The organism is Enterococcus sp. DIV0213h (genome assembly GCF_051711285.1).
In the GTDB taxonomy this organism is placed as follows: Bacteria; Bacillota; Bacilli; order Lactobacillales; family Enterococcaceae; genus Enterococcus_D; species Enterococcus_D casseliflavus.
The window spans coordinates 1352661-1368536 of sequence record NZ_JBIOMH010000001.1; the positions used below are offsets into that span (position 1 = coordinate 1352661).

A 15876-nucleotide genomic window follows, 5' to 3' on the forward strand; every position below is an offset into this window, starting at 1 on the left:
AAACAATCTCACTCACTTTAAAATACGTCTTTCTTGCGATTTTGGCTTTCATCTCTATTTTTCCATTTGTTTGGATGATCCTAGGGATGACCAACCAAACCTTTGATATCGTTGCTGGAAAAATCATGATTGGCGATCAATTGGTCATCAACTTCCAAAATCTCTTTTCTTCTGATTTGAATTTTACTCGCGCATTAGGCAATTCCGCAGTGATTGCCGTGATTACGACCGTCTTTGCACTGTTGTTCTCCTCCATGGCAGGGTATGGCTTTGAGATTTATCGGACGAAAACCAAAGACCGCATCTTTAATATTCTCCTGTTGTCGATGATGGTGCCTTTTGCCGCGCTAATGATCCCGCTCTATCGGATGTTCAGCAAGCTTAGCGGCACGCCTATCGGGATCAATACCTTCGCTGTTGTGATTTTGCCCTCAGTCTGTACCGCCTTTTTGATTTTCTTTTTCCGCCAAAACATCAAGGCATTCCCTAGAGAATTAGTCGAAGCTGCTCGGATCGATGGCTTGAATGAACTGAGTATTTTCTTTAGAGTCTACATGCCTACGGCTAAAAATACCTACGCAGCTGCTGCGATCATTACGTTTATGGGCAGCTGGAACAATTATTTATGGCCATTAGTTGCCCTGCAATCACCAGACAAACGGACCGTTCCACTGGTTCTTTCAGCTATGGGTGCTTCTTATACCCCTGATTATGGCATGATGATGTGCGGCATCGTGATCGCCACACTGCCAACGGCCATCATTTTCTTCGTTTTACAAAAACAATTTGTCCAAGGGATGCTGGGCTCCGTGAAATAAGCGGGACATCAGCAAACAAATACAAAGTAGAGGGTACGATATGATTCTTTTTGACAAACAATTAAACGTCTTTCATTTAAGCAACGATCAAATCAGCTATCTCTTACAGATAGAGGAAGGGGGCAATGTGGCGCACCTTTATTTTGGGAAGAAAATCGCCCATTATTCTGGTGGCTATCGCTACCCACGCCTTGATCGGTCCTTTTCACCTAATCCCTCAGACAGTAGCGATCGGCTTTTCTCATTAGACACCTTGATGCTGGAGTTTCCTGGTAATGGCTTCGGGGACTTTCGAGAAGCTGCCTATACGATTCGCCAGTCTGACGGCAGCCGAGTCAGCCATTTTGTCTTTAGTGATTACCAGATTCAACAAGGCAAACCAGCCTTAGCAGGATTGCCTCAGACCCATGGGGCCGACGACGGCATCGAAACACTGATTCTGTCCTTAAAAGATGATGTGGCGGGACTCGAACTGCAGCTGTTTTACACAATTTTTGAGGAGGCGGCAGTGATCGTCCGCTCAAGTAAAATAATCAACCACGGAAACCAGCCTGTTACCATCGAACAGCTGGCGAGTCAATCCCTGGATTTTCCTAACCGTCCCTTTGATTTGATCCACTTGCCAGGGGCGTGGGCGAAGGAACGTCAAGTGACCCGAGAACCCATCCATCGCGGCATCAAGCGTTTAGACAGCAAGCGGGGTTCCAGCAGCCATCAGCAAAATCCCTTTGCCGTCTTGCTGGAACCTAATGCTACGGAGTTTGCTGGGGAGTGTTTTGGTTTTAGCTTGCTATATAGCGGCAATCATGAAACCATCATCGAAAAAGATCCTTACCAACAGACCCGTGTGATCATGGGGATCAACAGCCATCAATTTGCCTGGCAATTGCCGCCAACTGAAAGCTTTCAAGCCCCAGAAGCCGTGATTGCTTATAGTGAGGCTGGCTTGAATCAGCTGTCAGCCACCTATCATGATTATTATGACGAGCATTTGATTCGAGGTAAATACAAAAAGCGAGAACGGCCGATCTTGATCAATAACTGGGAAGCAACGTACTTTGATTTCAATGAAGAAAAGCTAGATGCCCTCGTTGATGAAGCCAAGGAGCTGGGAATCGAACTGTTTGTTTTGGATGACGGCTGGTTTGGTCAGCGAGAAGATGACCAAACCTCATTAGGCGATTGGTTTGAAAACGAAGGCAAGCTGGCTTCTGGCTTGGCAGGATTTGCCCAAAAAGTCCATGACAAAGGGCTGCAATTCGGGCTTTGGCTGGAACCAGAAATGGTTTCTGGTGACAGTGAACTGAACCGACAGCACCCCGATTGGCTGTTACAAGTACCCAATCGCAAGCCAGCGCTTAGCCGCAGTCAGTATGTGTTGGACTTTTCTCGGCAAGATGTCAGAGACCATCTCTATCACCAGTTAACCCAACTGTTTGATACGGTTGCCATCGACTATATCAAATGGGACATGAACCGCAGTCTGTCGGATGTCTATTCCTTGCTCCTCGATCCTGCCCAGCAAGGGGAGGTTGCACATCGCTATCTGCTGGGCTTGTATGAATTTCTGGAAAAACTGACCACTGCCTATCCAACGATCCTGTTTGAAGGCTGTTCTGGTGGCGGTGGGCGCTTTGATGCTGGCTTCTTGTATTATATGCCGCAGATTTGGACCAGCGACAACACCGATGCCATCGCCCGCCTGAAGATCCAATACGGAACCAGTCTGGTCTATCCGCCATCCACCATGGGTGCGCATGTCTCAGCGATCCCGAACCATCAGACCCAACGGGCAACGGATCTAGCGATTCGCGGCAATGCTGCGATGTCTGGCTTACTGGGCTATGAGCTTGACTTGACACAGCTGACACAAGAAGAAAAAGCGCAGATCAAAGAACAAATCGCTTTTTATAAAAAACATCGGCGCCTGCTGCAGTTGGGCCGCTTTGTTCGACTGCTCAGCCCTTATGAAGGCAATGACGCCGCCTGGCTGTATGTTTCCCCAGATAAAAAAGAAGCGATCGTCTTTTACTTCCGAGTCTTAGCCGAAGCCTCTGCACCATTGGTTACTTTAAAGCTGGCTGGCTTAGATCCAGACCTTACCTATCAAAGTGGGGGAGAGACCTTCGGTGGCGATGAATTGATGCAGCTCGGGTTGTATATCGATCCTCATTTAGCAGGGGATTACGCCACGCAGCGGTTTCATTTTGTTGCAAAAGCGCCTCACGAATGAAAATCAGCGTCCTGTCAAAGCAACATGTTTTGACGGGACGCTTTATTGTGCTGCCGCAAGCTTTTGGCTAATGATCGGCAACTGAGAGGTTATTTTTGAACAAATGATTTATTTTTTTCTCGATAAGTCGTATGATGAAGGAGGAGGCAGGCAGTTTGCTTCTGACAATCAATAAGAGGAGGGTGTTCAACATGGACGAACAGCCACTAGGCAAGGAAACAGAAGCAGGGTTGATTGCTGCAGGATATCGGAAGTATCGTGGCGAAGCGATCGATATTTATTACAATAAAGAAATTTGCACTCACAGCGGCAACTGTGTGCGGGGCAATCCCCCTATTTTTGAAGTTGGACGGCGCCCATGGGTGATTCCTGATAATGGGGAAGCAGCGCAAGCGGCACAAGTGATCCACACTTGCCCCAGCGGTGCATTAAAGTACATATTAAAGGAGGAAGAACCATGGAAATCTTAGAAGAAAACACTCGATTTGTGTTAAAAGACGGCGACAAAGAAATCGGTGAAATGACCTGGTCGGAAGCGGGCGAAACACGCTTGATCATTGACCATACCTTTGTCGATCCCGCTTATCGGGGCCAAGGTCTGGCCGAAAAATTAGTGGCAAAAGGGGTGGAAAAAGCCCGCAAAGAACAAAAGAAAATCATTCCATTGTGTCCCTTTGCCAAAAAAGAATTTGAACGCAAGCCAGAATATGCCGATGTTTGGAACCAATAAATAAAAAAGACCCCCGTCAGCTCAAGCAGGTACCTTTGAGCTGACGGGGGGTTGTGGTATGGCTGATCAATGTTGGAATTGAGCATGGTACAGGCGATAGTAATAGCCTTGTTCTGCCAGTAATTCTTCATGGGTTCCTTGCTCCACGATTTGACCGGCATCCATCACCAGGATCTTGTCTGCTGCTCGAATCGTTGATAAGCGATGGGCGATCACAAAGCTGGTTTTGCCTTCCATCATTTTCAAGAAAGCATCTTGGATTTTTTTCTCAGTCAGAGTATCAACCGAACTGGTTGCTTCATCCAAAATCAGCATGGGTGGGTTGCTGATCATCGTGCGGGCGATCGTCAAGAGCTGCCGTTGCCCGTCAGAGATCTTGATCCCTTGATGACCGATCGGTGTATCTAGTGTTTCTGGTAGGCGCATCACATACTCATACATATAGGCATGCTTTAAGGCATCGTAGATTTCTTCATCTGTGGCAGTGTCATTGCCGTATTGCAGGTTTTCTCGTAAAGAGGCATCAAAGAGCCACGTATCCTGCAAGACCATTCCGAAGCTTTGCCGTAATTCTTCTCGTTTCAACTGACGAATATCGGTGCCATCGATCTTGATTGCCCCTTTATCGACATCATAGAAACGCATCAGTAAATTGACCAACGTCGATTTACCAGCACCAGTTTTTCCGACGATCGCGACGGTTTCTCCAGGTTTTGCGGTAAAAGTGAAATCTTCGATCAATTTTTGACCAGGATCATAAGCAAAAGAAACCTCCTCAAAGGCAATCTCGCCTTTGATCTCACCCAGTGATTGAGATTCTTGGTCATCGGCTGTTTCTGGCTCTTGATCCAATAGCTCAAAGGTTCTTGAAAGTCCAGCTAATGCCGTTTGGATCTGGGTGGTAATTCCCGACAATTCAATGAATGGTTTCGAAAACTGACTGGAGTAGATCGTAAAGCTGGAGATCACCCCAACCGTGACGGCACCTGAACCAGAAAAGTAAAGCAGACCGCCGACAAAGCCGACTGACAGATACGCCAAGTGATCGACGAATCGTGAAAGGGGATTGGTCAAAGAAGAAGAAAACTGGGCTTTTTGCCCCCGGACATTCAATTCTTGGTTGATCGTTTCAAAACGGTTTTGGTTGATGGTTTCTCGATCAAAGGCTTTGACAATTTTTTGATTGCCGATCATTTCCGTAACAAAGCCAGAAATTTCGCCGACGATTTCTTGTTGGCGAGCAAAATGCGATTGAGACGTTCGTGCCACGATCCAGTTGACCAAAAAGATGATCGGGGTCGAAACCAATACGACCAACGTTAAGGGCACACTCATTTGCAGCATGACGACTAAGGCGATCAAGACGACCGAAATACCAGAGAACAGCTGGTTAAAGACTGCAGCGACGGCAATGGAAATATTGTCCATGTCGTTGGTAAAGCGACTGACGATATTGCCGTGGGAGTTTTGGTCATAATAGCGCAACGGCAATGTATTGAGATGGGCAAAGCCTTTTTTACGTAAGTCGGCGACGGATAAATACGCCACGCGGTTGCCTAGTCGCTGGATCAGCCATTGACTGACCACAGTCACTAAAACCACTCCGGCAAACAAAAGCAAAATACGATAGAGGGCACTGAACTGCACTTGATCGGCACCTATCAGCTGATCGACGGCTTGACCGATCTGATACGTCATATAAACCGAGGAGACGCCAGCAGCGATCCCGAGGACAACTGCTGCCCAAGTTTCCTTCGCGTAGGCAGTCAAATAAGGGAGGTAGCGACGAAAGGCCGACCAATCGAATGATTTCTTTTTCATGCTTCTTCCTCCTCTGCCTGTGATGCCACGATTTCTTGGTATTCTTTTGACGTTGCCAGCAGCTCTTCATGGGTCCCTTTGCCTACCAAATTCCCTTGGTCTAAGACTAAGATCTGCTGCGCATCTTGGATGGAGCGAACCCGTTGGGAGATGATGATGACCGTACCACGAATGCTTTCTTTTAAAGCCATCCGCAAATCAAGATCGGTTTGATAGTCAAGGGCACTTAGAGAATCATCCAAAATCAAGATATCTGGTTTAGCGATCAATGCTCTGGCGATCGTTAACCGTTGTTTTTGTCCTCCAGAAAAGTTCTTGCCGCCTTCAAAAATAGGGGTATCCAGTTGCTGCGGCAAGGCTTCAACGAAGTCGCGGCTTTGAGCGATTTCGAGTGCTCGCCAACACTCTTCATCGGTGGCATCTTTTTTGCCCCATTGCAAGTTTTCTCGAATCGTTCCCGTAAACAGCACAGCGGTTTGAGGCACCATGGCGATTTTTTGGCGTAATTGCTGTAAAGGCCATTTCCGCACATCGTGCCCGTCAACGATCACTTTGCCATCAGCCACATCGTAGAAGCGGGGGATCAATTGGGTCAAGGCAGATTTCCCACTCCCGGTTGGTCCAGTGATACCTAAAATAGACCCCGGTGCGACTTGGAAATCAATGTTTTTCAAGGCTAATCCGTATTCTTTTGAAAAGCGGAAATCAACGTGCTCAAAGCGAATCGCTCCCACATTGTTTTTCGGCTGATCCATAAAGACTTCTGAAAGTTCATCGCCGATCGACGGCTCAGTGGCTAACACTTCGTTGATCCGTGAACCTGATGCTGCCGCACGGGTAAAGATGATCACTAAGTTGGAAACCACGATCAACGCTAAGAGCATTTGATTCATGTAATTGACCAGTGCCAATACTTGTCCTTGCTGCAAATTGCCAATATTGACCTTGAATCCACCGATATAAAACAACGCGATAATGCCGACATTCATGATCAAGGTGGTAGCAGGCGTCAATAAGGCGGAGAGATTTGTGACCCGTAAATAGACGTCACTTAAATCATCAGTTGCTTTATCAAAGCGTTTTGTTTCTGTTTTTGTGCGGGCAAAGGCACGAATCACCCGAATCCCGCTTAAATTTTGACTCACTAGTTCGTTTAATTCGTCGAGATGAATTTGAACTTTCTTATATAATGGCACGGTTTTGGCGATGATCCAGAATAAGACGATACAAAAGAGCGGTAAGACGAGTAGGAAAATCAAGCCAGCTTGCCAATCAATGACAAAGGCCATAATCACCGAACCGATACTTAAAAAGGGCGCACGGACCACCAGCCGAATCAGCATCGCCAAAGCAATCTGCATCTGATTGATGTCGTTGGTCATTCGGGTGATCAAGGTATCCGTCCCGAATAAGTTTAGTTCGCTATGGGAAAGGGTGTTGATTTTTTTCATCAAGCGATTGCGTAGTTCCGTCCCGAAGCCTTGAGAAGCGACGGAAGCATAATACTGACAGATGACGGCACAGATCATGCCTACCACGGACATCACGATCATCCAGATCGTCATTTCAACGACCTTCGACCAATTGTTTTGCCGTAGCCCCTCATCGACTAAAGCGGCCATCTGCAAAGGCAGGACCAATTCAAACACCGCTTCTAAAAATTTGAAAAACGGACCAAGAATAATCTGTTTGCGATAATCCTTGGCATAGCGTAACAAGCTAATCATAAAAAACCTCCTAAATTATTTCGGATGAGCAGGATGTTCACTGGCCAAACAGGCAAAAACCAAACTATCGGTCCATTCCCCCTTGTTCCACCAGTCTTGGATAAAATGTGCTTCTTGGCGTAATCCAATGCGTTGGCAAAGCTTAGCTGAGGCCTGATTGCGGGCGTCTAGCGTCGCTTGGACCCGATGGATCTTCTGACTGGCAAACAACCAGCTCAACAATTCATTCAATGCTTCTTGAGCAAACCCTTGTCCGCCAAATGACGGATGGAAGGCATAGCCGATTTCAACGGAAGACGGCTGACCAGTAGACCACACCGACAAATCGCCGATGACCGTTTGATCGTGTAGTACTGCCAAAGAAAGACCTGCTTGGTCCGCCAAGGCGTGCTGTTGGCATTTTTTGGCAAAAGCCGCAGCTGCTGTTTCTGTCTGCCAAGGCTCATGGAGTAAGAAACGGCAGACTTCCGCTTGCTGATAAATAGCAAAGGTATCGGCAAAATCACTTTCTTGAAACGGACGGAGCAGTAAACGTTCACTTGCAATAAAACCCATAACAGCCTCCAATTCTTTAGGGACATCTTACCATAGAACGAAATAGCCGAAAACATCCCCTGAAAAATCTATTCATTTTCTTGCAAAAAAAATGTAAATCACTTGAAAAGTCTTTTTCTAGGAAAACGAACCTTGCCAGTTGCTGCTCATTTACCACGACTGCCAGCGGGCAAGAAAGGTTTTTTGCCAATCTCCCAAGGGCAAGATCACTCGCTGCATTTGAAAACGGTAGGTTTCCCCTTTATAAGTAAAGCGAATCGGGACGAGCATCCCTACAACAGGATCTTTGTGCTGTTTCTTCAGCTCAGCAAGCGGTATGCTTTTGTGCTGCACGACTTTTGTCGAGAAAAGATTCAACGCCAAAATCGTCAATTGCTGATCATCCAAGACGAGCAGGCTACGGCTGGTGATGGCGTTGAAGGACTGCCATTTTGCATAGCCGATGGCAGCCCCTTCTGTCCTATAGGGGGCAGCCAATGCTTGGAAGGTTTTTTTATTTAAAAGAAACATAGGTAGAAAACTCCTTATCAATTAGAATCAGTTTCGGCGCAAGCAATCAATAATCAATGCAGGAAAGCGGTCAGTCCGTTGCAAATGGCTGCAGCATCCGCCGAACGTTTTCAGTATACGCTTGTTTGAGGACTAACGGGTGGATTTCTTTGATGGTTGGACCAAATTGCAAGAGAAAATCAGCCAGAAAACCCAGCTCATTGTCGGCAATGTGCCCCTCTAAGCAAAGCTCGCTAGAACGTACCACCACTGCCATGTCAGGATATTTTTCTTGCCACAAGCGTTCCTTTGCCGATAGATCAAAGCGGATGTGATAGCCCAGTGTTTGTGTCAACACTTGTTGCTGCAGCTGTTTTTCAGCTAACTGCTGCAAGGTATAGCCTGTTTTTTCAGTCGGAGCAAGTCCCTGCATTGCATCACAGCGATAGCGGCGAAAAGCCTGCTTTTGACAGTCATAGGCCAAACAGTACCAGTAGCCAGCACGAAAATCCAGCTGATAGGGTTGTACGGTATTGTTCATTTTTTGATAACGCTGATAGCTAAATTGGATGACCTGTTCTTGTACGATCGCTGAAAAAAGCGCTGAGAGGATCGGCGCACTCGTCAATTGAGGCACCCCTTGAAACGAAACCGCCGTCTCCATTTTTTCTAACCACTCGGTGTCTCCTTGATAAAAAGACTGCAACAATTTTCGCCGTAGCCCTTGATAGCTCCGATCAAAAGGAGAATCGGTTAATTTTTGTAAGAGCTGCAAAGCAAAGAAAAGGGTATACCGTTCATTTTTGTCAAAGTACAAGGGGGTCAGTTGATTTTTCAAAATCTGATAGCCGCCATAACGACCGGTTTCTACCACGAGAGGCAAGCCCAGCTCTTCCAATGATTGGACATCACGGACGGCTGTACGTTTTGAGATTGCGAAGGTGTCCATCAAATCGGCTAGATGAAAAGTGGTTTTTCCTTGTAAATACAATAGTTCCTGCGTTAAGCGTTCTGATTTTTTCATTTCTTTCTCCAATGGTGCCAAGTTTTGGCAATATTCACAGTTACACTTATGGTAACAAGAAAAGGAGGAACCAACAAATGATCGAACCAAAAATCGCTTTGTTTTTAACCTTAGACGGCAAAGCCCAAGAAGCCATTCAATTTTATCAAGAAACACTAGACGCAACCCTCTTATTTGCCATCACCAACCAGGAGTATCGTGAGAGACTTGATCCAACGCTGGAGATTCTTGCGGGACAAGAACAGTATCTTTCTCACTCCATCCTACAGATCGGAAATTTCCAGTTGCAGCTGGCAGACAATCCATTCGTTGAAGGAGAGGCGATTCAGCGAGGCAATCACTTGTCACTGAGTTTGACGCTAGCGGAGAGCCAAATAGCTCAGAAGCTTTATCAGCGATTGAGGCAAAAAGGCAGTCAGACGATCCAAGCACCAAGTGAGAATGCTTTTGCTTTTTTTTATGCAAGTGTTCGCGATCCCTTTGGTGTAATTATTCAGCTGACTGTCGAAAAAGAAGTTGATCCCTCCAAAAAGGGTGAATGAAAAAACTCGTTTTTTAATAAAATATCCATAGAAGTTGACTAATTATCCAAGTTTCTTTCAATCCCAGAATTATTTTTAAGGAATGTTTAAAGGACTTCACAGAAAAAGAATAAAACTTCTTAAAAAAATAGGCGGATCGTAAAAATTCTGGTACAATCGGGGAGAGCAATTCAGGAGAAATGAAGGAGGCACTATGGATAGAAAGACGAGATATAAACAGCAAAGAGCCCACAAAGCGCGCAACAAACGCGTGATTATTGGAGGAATCTTTCTTTTCGCCATTGCAGGCATCGTTTTATTTGCCGGCTATACGTATTATGCAGCAAAAAATTCAGTGGATAAAATGTTTAAAGAATCCGCTGTGATCAGCTCTAACAAAGGAAAAGAGGATGGATCACTCAAAACATCCGATGTAAGTTCTAAGTTCGGTGTTTTATTGATGGGTGTCGATAATGATGAGGAACGTGAACAAACAGATCATTTAGACAGCGCACGTACTGATAGTTTGATCTACATGGTTTATGATGGCGAAAATAAAAAAATCGATATGGTCAGCATCCCGCGGGATATTTGGACGAATATCTATGATGGAACTGGAACGGGTACGATCTATACCACAGCAAAAATCAATAGTGCTTATACAGTCGGAGAAGAAGATGCCACGATCGAAACCGTTCAAAATTATTTGCAATTACCAATCGATTACTATGTAAATGTGAATTTCATAAGCTTTAAAAAAATTATTGATGCAATTGGTGGTGTAACTGTAAATGTCCCTTACGACATAAATCAAGATTATGCCGCAGATAACTCTGGGGAAACATTGATTCCGGAAGGTCGTCAGTTGTTGAACGGTGAGCAAGCTTTGATTTTTGCGCGTATTCGAAAAATGGATACCGATGTGGATCGGGGAAATCGTCAGCAAGAAGTCATTGAAGCAGCGATCCACCAGGCTTTGAAAATCAATAATGTCACCAAGTATCAAGAAATCTTAGACTCAGTCAGCGAAGACGTAAATACAAACTTTAAATTTGAAGATTTAGTTTCCCTTGCTGGAAATATGATTTCAGGGTTTGAAATCAATAGTCATACCTTTGAATGGTATGATGGGGAGTCTTACGATGGTCAGTCCATTGTGTACATCCAAGACTACTCTTACAATGAAATCCGAAACGACATGCTTAAGGCATTAGGCAAGCAGGCAGAAGAACAGAGTACCCAAAATCAAAACACAGGTGCTCAGACAGGATACGACGACGGGTCTCAAGGAACAGGTTATGGCAACGAGTACGGTACTGACAACGGAACGGGCTATGGCACGGAGTATGGATCAGATTCAAATTATTAATGAAGTATAATTGTCAGAAGCAAGCCAGGAGAAATCCTGGTTTTTTTGCGTTCAAGAGGGGAGCAAATGGTAAATCTTTGTCGCAAGCCACTTTCGTTTTCATCTAGGAAGTGCAGTGCTATGCTTAAGAAAAGAGACAGCTTGTTACAGCGAGTCCGACACCGAAGGAGGAAGTATGATGGAAAAACAGCAAGAGCAAAAAGCCCGTAGAATCGTTTTGCTGACCCATGTCTTAGGGTTGATCATGAAAGCCATCGGCTACTTCTTTAGCGGCAGTGCAGTCTTGATGAATGAAAGTATCCATAGTCTGATCGATTGCATCAATCAAGGACTTCTAGCCATCGGTGAAAACCGAGCACAGCGAGGACGCAGCGAACTGCATCAGTTTGGTGAAGGACGAGCGACCTATTTTTTTAGTACTGTAGTTGCCATGACAGTTTTTTTAGGTGGTGGAATTTTAGCGGTTGTTGAAGCCAGCCGTGATCTGCTAGACCCCACCCACGAAGTGGAACAGCTCCAGCTGGTGGCAGCGATCTTATTTGTCAGTTTGTTCATTGAAGTGACAGCTGTTCAAGAGGGGTGGCAAGAAGTCAAAGAACAAAACAAGCAAAACCAGCCCCTCATCCGTTTCTTAAAAGAAAGCCGCGATTCCGATCTGCTTTTAGGCTTCACGGAAAATTTGTTTGCCTTAGGTAGTGTGACGATCGCCATCGCAGGAATCTTATTGACCGCATTGACGGATAATCCGATATTTGATTCCCTCGGCGGCATTTTGGGTGGATTGTTGCTGATTGCTGCTGTCTTTTTAGCCAAAGAATTTTATAGCCTCTTGATTGGAGAAGGCGCTTCTGCTTCTGATTTAATGGCGATCAAACGAATTTTAGCCGACCCTGCCATCATCCAAATCAAAGATTTGCGAACCCTCCATCTAAGCCCAGAAGAACTTTTGATCGTCGCCGACCTTACCTTGAAGCTTGGACCCGAAGAACCAAGCGTATTTATCGATACCATCGAACAGCGGATCAAACAGGCTTTGCCTGATCTGCGAGTCTATTGCTACATCGAGAGTGAGGAAGTTCCCTTTTAAATTAGAATTAGATACGAAGTATTCCTCGGTTGGTGATTTATCATTCAAACGAGGAATGCTTTTTTGGGGTATTGGCGTGCTTGTTTTATATGAACACAATGGATCATGACTAGTTTTGATTCAACCTTTTCAGACGATCAGCAAGGAGAATGTCAGCGAGAGGTCGCAATTCAATTGTTTTTTCAGCAATAAACAATTTTTTTGTTCAAAAGTTTGTTGTTTTTTGTTAAAATAAAGTAAGGACAGCAAGCGTTCTCTTTTTAAAGTTATTTTTTTGCTAGAGTTGTAACATTGTAAATCACAACATAGCAAAAGCTTAGTTTATTAAGAAAACACCGAAACGAGTAACTGTTTGGCATTACTGACATGCTGCCCAATCTTCACCAAAAGCGGTGGTGCTAATTTTGTTACGACTGTTTTTTTACACCACTTGTGAAGCAAAATCCTTTGCGAACATCTTCATCCATGATAGGTTAGAAGTAGGCCGGATGGTTTTTTCACAAAGTACGTACATAGAAAGATCACTTGCGACGATTAAAAGAAGCGACTTCATTGCTCGCAAAATGATCGATGCCCAACACACATACCTTTTCCCTCAGCCAGTCAACCTGCGCTTGCTTTTCTTATTGGTTATATTCCCTTCACTCAGCAATTGCCTGAACCGATTCAAATCAAAAAATGACTGTGCAAGGTATCTGTACCGATTTATCCCTTCAGAAACGTGGAAACCCTCGGCAAGAAGTTTATAATTTAAAGGAGGAATTTGATGGAAAAATTTTACCAGCAAAAGACTGAAGAGACCTTGAAACATTTTGAAAGTGACCGCAAGCAAGGCCTAAGCGGGAAAGAAGCCGACAAACGCTTAGAAAAATACGGAGAAAACACGATCCAGCAACAAGAATCCCTTTCTGTATGGGAATTGCTGTGGCATAACTTGAACAACTTGATTGTTTATTTATTGCTAGCAGCTGCGTTACTCTCTTTTGCGATGGGGGAAACGATTGAAGGAATTGCAGTATTGATTGCCGTGGTGATTGCTGTAATGACAGGTTTTATCACAGAGTTACGAGCACAAAAATCAATTGATTCTCTTCAAAGCATGATTTACACTACCGCAAAAGTGATTCGTGATGGAGAAGTAATGGAGATCGAGTCGGCAAAAATCGTTCCAGGCGATATTCTCGTTCTGGAAGAAGGGGATGCCATTGCGGCAGATGCCCGCTTACTTGAAACGAGCAACTTTGCCTGCATCGAATCAGCGCTGACCGGTGAGTCAGAAGCTGTTGAAAAAGATGCACGAGAAACCTATGAAGAAGATGTTCCACTAGGCGATCGCCGCAATGTCGTTTTTGCAGGAACTGCGGCAACTCGGGGAAATGCCTATGCTGTAGTGACAGAAACCGGTATGAAGACTGAGGTCGGAAAAATCAGTGACATGCTGACGGGTGACAAAAAGCGTCAAACGCCGTTAGATATCGAATTGGACAAGCTAGGAAAAGCAATCATTATTGCCGCGCTTTTTGCTGCGGTGGCAGTTTTGATCGCTGGGGTCTTGACGAATCAACCATTTGTCGAAATGATCCATATCTCGATTATTTTGGCGGTCGCAGCGATACCTGAGGCAATGCCAGCCGTTTCGACGATCACATTGTCCCGAGGCATGCGGACGATGGCCGAGCACAAAGCACTGGTCAAATCGTTATCAGCTGTTGAGACCTTGGGCGCCACCAGTATCATTGCCAGTGACAAAACGGGGACGCTGACAGAAAACCAAATGACGGTTGCTGAGATCATTTTAGGTTCAGGAGAAATGTTCAAAGTAACAGGAAATGGGTATGAACCCAACGGGAAGTTTTACAAGGCAGACTCGGAGGATGAAACCGAGATCGATGCAGCCAATCATGATGCGCTGCAAGGGATGATCGAAAATGGTGCTTTATGTACCACCGCCACTTTACGTGAAAACGAAGGGCAATACGAGATCCTCGGTGATCCAACAGATGGGGCGTTCGTCGTTTTAGGTCAAAAAATCGGCATCGATCGCCAAAAAGAGCAGGACAGCGGGCTGAAGAAAATCGCAGAAATGCCCTTTGATTCCGACAACAAATACATGGTGACCGTGTATGAAGGAAAGCAACGGACATTGATCATCAAAGGGGCACCAGATGTCTTGATTGATTTAGCCGATGCTGATGCCAAAGAAAAAGAACAGCTTCATGAATACAATGACACGTTAGCCAGTCATGGGCAGCGGGTGATCGCTGTCGGTTGCATCAAGGATTATCAAGGTGGAACGGACGAAGCAGAGCTGAAAGCAGCACTGCAGGAAATCAAGATCCAAGGCTTTGCGGGCATCGTCGACCCGCCGCGAACAGATGTCAAAGAAGCAGTGAAGGTCGCACAAGAAGCGGGGATCCGAGTGAAAATGATCACGGGGGACCATCCGAAGACGGCGTCCATGATCGCCAAAGAAATTGGCTTAAAAGACCATGAAAAAACCATGACGGGTCGTGAGATCGATGAATTGGCAGGGCAAGAAGGCTTTAACGAAAAAATCGAAGAAGTCGCTGTCTTTGCTCGAGTTTCACCAAAAAATAAATTACAGCTTGTGGAAGCGTTGCGTGAAGAAGGCGATATCGTTTCAATGACTGGCGATGGGGTCAACGATGCGCCAGCACTCAACGGCGCCGATATCGGGATCGCCATGGGGATTCGTGGGACAGAAGTAGCCAAAGAATCTTCCGATATGATTTTGACGGATGACCGTTTTGGAACGATCGTCGATGCTATCAAAGAAGGACGCATCATTTTTGACAACATCAAAAAATATGTTTCCTTCCTGTTCTCTTGTAATATGGTTGAGATCGTGACGATCTTTCTAAGTGTCATTTTCTTGATGCCCATGCCGATCCAACCGCTGCATATCCTTTTCTTGAATCTAGTCATCGATATTGCTCCAGCCATGGCATTAGCCTTTGAACCAGCTGAAGACGACATTATGAAGCGCCAGCCCCGCACAAAAGCGGATGGCCTCGTTAACAAGCGTTTCTTAGGACGCATCATTTTAAGTGGGGTTGTGATTGGTTTGGTGGCGTTTGGCTTCTTCAACTTCCTGATGCTGACGGATCACGAGTTGCTTTATGCACAAACAGCAACCTTTACCTTTATGGCAGTGGCGCAATTGATGCATATTTTCAACGTTCGTAAGAGCAGCGGCTTTGGTTTAGACAAAACCCTCTTGAAAAACAAACCATTGATGGGGGCATTGCTCCTTTCCGTCGGCTTACAGCTTTCAGCGGTCTATGTACCGTTTATGAATGAGCTATTGGATACGATGCCGATTCAAGCTGGCACGTGGGGCATTATCTTCGCTGCTGCAGCGATCTCTACACTGATCGTGATGGGCTTGAAGAAACTCTTCCAATTAAAATAAAATATATTCTACCGTATTTTCTCAAAACTGGAGTCACGAAGACCCGCAGCCTGATGGTGTACCTTTATC

General features: G+C 45.4%; 12 protein-coding genes and 1 pseudogene. 8 read left to right on the forward strand and 5 right to left on the reverse strand.

Annotation, left to right across the window (positions count from 1 at the left end; translation table 11 throughout):
- Positions 1-2: 2 nt before the first annotated feature.
- From IGI77_RS06150 to IGI77_RS06165, 4 genes and pseudogenes are all read left to right on the forward strand, one after another.
- Positions 3-818 (forward strand): annotated as a pseudogene (locus IGI77_RS06150) (carbohydrate ABC transporter permease); the annotation flags it as partial.
- 40 nt (positions 819-858) lie between these two features.
- Positions 859-3051, forward strand: a complete 2193-nt coding sequence (locus IGI77_RS06155) for an alpha-galactosidase (protein ID WP_438769701.1) — start codon at positions 859-861, stop codon at positions 3049-3051.
- Positions 3052-3242: 191 nt separating this feature from the next.
- Complete coding sequence (locus IGI77_RS06160; RefSeq protein WP_123834315.1) at positions 3243-3521, forward strand: (4Fe-4S)-binding protein; 279 nt, start codon at positions 3243-3245, stop codon at positions 3519-3521.
- Positions 3509-3781: a GNAT family N-acetyltransferase gene (locus IGI77_RS06165; protein WP_010747845.1), complete on the forward strand. Its 273-nt coding sequence runs from the start codon at positions 3509-3511 to the stop codon at positions 3779-3781. Before IGI77_RS06160 ends, IGI77_RS06165 begins: the two co-directional genes overlap by 13 nt.
- 66 nt (positions 3782-3847) lie before the next feature.
- Here IGI77_RS06165 and IGI77_RS06170 read toward each other — a convergent pair whose 3' ends face one another.
- From IGI77_RS06170 to IGI77_RS06190, 5 genes are all read right to left on the reverse strand, one after another.
- The gene (locus IGI77_RS06170; protein ID WP_010747846.1) at positions 3848-5602 is read right to left on the reverse strand and encodes an ABC transporter ATP-binding protein; all 1755 of its coding nucleotides are present in this window, start codon (positions 5600-5602) and stop codon (positions 3848-3850) included.
- A complete protein-coding gene (locus IGI77_RS06175; protein ID WP_010747847.1) occupies positions 5599-7329 on the reverse strand; it encodes an ABC transporter ATP-binding protein in 1731 nt (576 codons plus the stop codon). The genes IGI77_RS06170 and IGI77_RS06175 overlap by 4 nt, the downstream gene beginning before the upstream one ends.
- Before the next feature lie 15 nt (positions 7330-7344).
- Positions 7345-7884 (reverse strand): GNAT family N-acetyltransferase, encoded by a 540-nt coding sequence (locus IGI77_RS06180; protein WP_438769702.1) that lies wholly within the window; start codon positions 7882-7884, stop codon positions 7345-7347.
- 150 nt (positions 7885-8034) lie between these two features.
- Entirely contained in the window at positions 8035-8394 is a 360-nt protein-coding gene (locus tag IGI77_RS06185) for a hypothetical protein (RefSeq protein ID WP_015509366.1), read from the reverse strand.
- A gap of 70 nt (positions 8395-8464) precedes the next feature.
- Positions 8465-9397 carry a helix-turn-helix transcriptional regulator gene (locus IGI77_RS06190; RefSeq protein ID WP_438769703.1) on the reverse strand — a complete coding sequence of 311 codons (933 nt, stop codon included), beginning with the start codon at positions 9395-9397 and terminating at the stop codon, positions 8465-8467.
- A 77-nt stretch (positions 9398-9474) separates the two neighbouring features.
- On the opposite strand from IGI77_RS06190, the gene IGI77_RS06195 reads away from it, so the two are divergent.
- From IGI77_RS06195 to IGI77_RS06210, 4 genes are all read left to right on the forward strand, one after another.
- Positions 9475-9939, forward strand: coding sequence for a VOC family protein (locus tag IGI77_RS06195; protein ID WP_438769704.1), 465 nt, complete (start codon positions 9475-9477; stop codon positions 9937-9939).
- Between the two features lie 193 nt (positions 9940-10132).
- Positions 10133-11287 (forward strand): LCP family protein, encoded by a 1155-nt coding sequence (locus IGI77_RS06200; RefSeq protein ID WP_271809435.1) that lies wholly within the window; start codon positions 10133-10135, stop codon positions 11285-11287.
- A 175-nt stretch (positions 11288-11462) separates the two neighbouring features.
- Positions 11463-12374, forward strand: a complete 912-nt coding sequence (locus IGI77_RS06205) for a cation diffusion facilitator family transporter (RefSeq protein ID WP_438769705.1) — start codon at positions 11463-11465, stop codon at positions 12372-12374.
- Between the two features lie 766 nt (positions 12375-13140).
- Positions 13141-15807: a cation-translocating P-type ATPase gene (locus tag IGI77_RS06210; protein WP_142424290.1), complete on the forward strand. Its 2667-nt coding sequence runs from the start codon at positions 13141-13143 to the stop codon at positions 15805-15807.
- Positions 15808-15876: the final 69 nt, after the last annotated feature.